The organism is Streptomyces sp. NPDC059371, from assembly GCF_042751995.1.
Classification (GTDB): Bacteria; Actinomycetota; Actinomycetes; order Streptomycetales; family Streptomycetaceae; genus Streptomyces.
The window spans coordinates 1-4089 of record NZ_JBHYXD010000053.1; the positions used below are offsets into that span (position 1 = coordinate 1).

Below are 4089 nucleotides of genomic sequence, written 5' to 3' on the forward strand. Positions count from 1 at the left end.
CGGCGCCGCGGCCGGCTTCACGCCATCCGCCTCGGCGGGATTCACGGTCGGCGCCTCGGCCGGGTCCTGAGCCGGCTCCGCGACCGGCTGCCCGGCCGACCGGCGCCCGCGGGCGCGCAGCGCGAGCGCGCCGCCCGCGAGGAGCGCCACCGCCGCCCCGGCCCCGCCGATCAGCCCCCACGGCGCGCCGTCGCCCTGCCCGGCGGCGGCCGGAGCCGGAGCGCCCGCCGCACCCTTCGCCGCCTTCCGCGTGGGCTTCGCGCTCGCGCCGCCCGCGCTGAGCGGATCGACCAGCGCGCCGACCGGCTCGGCGTTCGCACCCTTGCCGAAACCCCAGTCGAGGAGCTGCGCCGTCTCCTCGTAGACGCCGTTGCCGCCGCTCTTGGGGTGCATCACCGTGACGAGCAGGGTCCGTCCGTCGCGGGTCGCCGCGCCGGTGAAGGTGTTGCCGGCGTGGCTGGTGTAGCCGTTCTTCACGCCGATCAGGCCCTCGTAGGGCTTCATGCCCCACGCGCCCGTCAGCAGGCGGTCGGTGTTCTGTATCTGGAAGGTCTTCTTGCCGCCGGCGGGGAAGTCTGCGGTCTTCGTCGAGCAGTAGCCGCGGAAGTCGGCGTCCGCGAGCCCGTGCCGGGCGAAGAGCGTCAGGTCGTACGCGGAGGAGAGCTGGCCCTTGTGGTCGAAGCCGTCGGGGCTGACCACGTGGGTGTCGAGGGCCTGCAGATCCTTCGCGAGCGCCTGCATCTCCGCGACGGTGGCCTCGATGCCGCCGTTCATATGGCTGAGCACATGCACCGCGTCGTTGCCGGAACGCAGGAAGACGCCCTGCCACAACTGCTCGACGGTGTAGGTGATGCCGGGCTTGATACCGACGAGGCTCGAACCCGAGGGGACGTCGGCGATGTCGGCGTCGACCACCTTGTACGTCCGGGCGCGCTCGAACTTCTTCAGGACCGTGCCCGCGAACAGCATCTTGAGCGTGGAGGCGGGCGCGAGACGCCGGTGGGCGTTGTACGCGGCGAGCACCTGGCCCGTGGTGAGGTCGGCGACCAGCCAGGAGCGGGCGGTGAGGTGCTTGGGCAGCCCCGACGCGCCGCTCACCTGTATCCCGGCACGGGCCAGTCGCGCGCCGCCGATCGTCGTCGCGGCGTAAGCGGTCGTGGCCGTCGCGGCGGCGAGGGGGACGGCGGCGGCGAGGCCGAGAGCGGCACGGCGGGAGAGCCCGGAAGAATCACGCATCCCGGGACCGTACAAAGTCCGTCCGGGAAGCCTGACAGCGGGGTGACAAAGGAAAGTACCGGCGCTTCCAAAGCAGCGGTAAAACAAGCCACGCGAGAACACGGCCGCCCCGTCGGCACGCACGGGCGCTTCCCTCGCCCGACGCGCGCGGGCGGGCGTGTGAACTCCCGTCGCGGGGCAATTCAACAGGCGTTTCCTGGCAAAGAGCCCTCGAAGGCCTGGGAATGGGCTGTCTGACCCAATATTGATTCCGGGGTCCCGATTCTCAGCCCTCACACATCCCTTACTCAGCCCGGCGCAAAGGTTCCTCCCTAGCTTGTGGCTGCGCCCACAGGGGGGCGCCAAGAACCTTTGAGGAACGGGATGTTTGGCATCTATCTCAAGCGTGAGCTGAGCCGGCGCAAGAAGGCGGCGCTGGTGATCGCCATGGGTCTGGCGCTCGGTATCGCGCTGGTCATCACCGTCAACTCGGTGTCGGCCGGCATGCAGCAGGCCCAGGAGAAAGTCCTGAAGTCGCTGTACGGGCTCGGCACGGACATGACGGTCACCAAGGCCCAGACGGCACCGTCGAGCAACTCGTCGGGGCGCCCGAAGTTCGACTTCGACGCCAAGTCGGACAGCAGCAAGACACAGAGTTCGGACCGGGTGATGACCCAGGGAGGACAGTCCCTGAAGTCCTCGCTCGTCACCGAGGTCGCCACGCAGAAGGGCGTGGCGAGCGCCGTGGGCGCGCTGAGCCTGAACGTCACCAAGGTCGACGGCTCCTTCACCCAGGGCAAGGCGAAGTCCACCACCTCGGGCTCCGGCCAGCAGGGCGGACCCGGCGGCCAGGGCGGCAGCACCGGTGCGCCCCAGGTGCAGGGCGGCGGCGCCTCCTTCGACGTGAACTCCTACTCGGTCGCCGGCGTCGACGTGACCCATCAGGACCTCGGCCCGCTGGCCACCTCGAAGATCACCACGGGCAGGACGTTCACGGCCGCGCAGACCTCCGCGAAGGTCGCGGTGCTCAGCAAGTCGTACGCCAAGGAGAACAAGTACAAGGTCGGCTCGACCCTCAAGATCTCCGGCAAGAAGTACAAGGTCATCGGCATCGCGACGCCCGACAGCAGCGAGTCGACCACCGACATCTACCTGCCGCTGAAGCAGGCCCAGACGCTCGGCGACGCCAAGAACAAGGTCACCACGATCTACGTCAAGGCGACCGACTCGAAGCAGATCGCCACGGTCAAGACGACCATCCAGAAGAACATCTCCGGGACGACCGTCACCACCTCCGCCGACCTCGCGGACACCGTCTCCGGCTCGCTGTCGACCGCCTCGAACCTCGCGACGAGCGTCGGCAAGTGGCTGTCCATCGCCGTCCTGATCGCCGCGTTCCTGGTCGCGGCGCTGCTCACCTCCTCCGCCGTCTCCCGCCGTGTGCGTGAGTTCGGCACGCTGAAGGCGCTCGGCTGGCCGTCCCGCAAGGTCACCCGGCAGGTCGTCGGCGAGTCGATCGTGAACGGCCTGCTCGGCGGCGTCCTCGGCATCGGCCTCGGACTCGCGGCGGCCTACACCGTCACCGCGATCAGCCCGAAGCTGACGGCGGAGCTCGGCTCCACCGGTTCCACCGGCGGCCCGGGCGGCCCCGGCGGCGGCGGTCCCGGCGGGCAGGCGGCCTCCGCGGCCAAGAACACCATCGACATCGCGCTCACCGCGCCGGTCTCGGTGACCACCATCGCGCTCGCCGTGGGCCTGGCCGTCACCGGCGGTCTGATCGCGGGCGCGATGGGCGGCTGGCGCGCCTCCCGGATGCGCCCGGCGGACGCGCTCCGCAGCGTCTCCTGACCCATCCCCGGGCACACCCCACGAGTCGGGGCGCCGCGTCCACTCCCCCCGGGCCGCGGCGCCCCACCCCTTTATCCTCGGAGAACCTTCATGTACAAGCTCACCGGCGTCACCAAGCGCTATACGCGGGGCAAGGAGACGGTCGAGGCCCTGCGGGGCGTCGACCTCACCATCGAGGACGGCGACCAGCTCGTCATCCAGGGCCCCACCGGCGGCGGCAAGTCGACGCTGCTCCAGATGATCGGCGGGCTCGACCGGCCGACCTCCGGTTCGGTCGAGCTGGACGGCGTGGACCTCGGCACCATCAGCGAGGCCAAGCTGACCCGGCTGCGGGCCGAGAAGATCGGCATCATCTTCCAGTCGTTCAACCTCATCCCGACGCTGACCGCGCAGGAGAACGTCGAGACCGCCCTCGTACCCCTCGGGGTCAAGCCCGCCGAGCGGCGCGAGCGTGCCGCGGAGGCGCTCCGCTCGGTCGGTCTCGGCGAACGGCTCACGCACGTCCCGACCGAGCTGTCGGGTGGTCAGCAGCAGCGCGTGGCCATAGCCCGGGCCCTGGTCAAGAAGCCGAAGGTGCTGCTCGCCGACGAGCCGACCGGCAACCTCGACGAGGGCACCCGCGACGACATCATGGGCCTGCTCGAAGGGCTGTGGCACGAGTACGGGCTGACGTTCATCATGGTCACCCACGACTCGTCCATCGCCCGCCGCGCGCCGCGCCTCGCGACCATCAAGGCGGGGCAGATCAGCCTGACCGAGCAGGGTGCCCGCCGGGCCGTCCCCGAGCGGGCCGGACACCCGGACCCGCAGCAGCGGTTCACGCCGCAGGAGTACGCGCAGGCGCCGTACGCGCAGGAACAGTACGGGGCCGCCCAGGGCTGAGCCCACGGTCGGCCCCGGCATCCGCACCCACCCCGCTCCTCGCGCCCCCCGCGCCCCCGGGGGGGGGGGGGGGCCCGCCCGGGGGGGGGGGGGCGGCGCGCGAGCGGGCGGGGGGGGTCGCTGGTGGTATCTCACGCCGGCGGC

3 protein-coding genes are annotated in these 4089 nt (G+C 71.1%); 2 read left to right on the forward strand and 1 reads right to left on the reverse strand.

The features are described 5' to 3' along the window. The coding region (locus ACFXGX_RS26200) for a D-alanyl-D-alanine carboxypeptidase family protein (protein ID WP_384795521.1) at positions 1-1236 on the reverse strand (1236 nt) is incomplete at its 3' end. Positions 1237-1599: 363 nt separating this feature from the next. On the opposite strand from ACFXGX_RS26200, the gene ACFXGX_RS26205 reads away from it, so the two are divergent. After that, a complete protein-coding gene (locus tag ACFXGX_RS26205; protein ID WP_384795522.1) occupies positions 1600-3063 on the forward strand; it encodes an ABC transporter permease in 1464 nt (487 codons plus the stop codon). 90 nt (positions 3064-3153) lie between these two features. Then, positions 3154-3945, forward strand: coding sequence for an ABC transporter ATP-binding protein (locus ACFXGX_RS26210; protein WP_384795524.1), 792 nt, complete (start codon positions 3154-3156; stop codon positions 3943-3945). Positions 3946-4089: the final 144 nt, after the last annotated feature.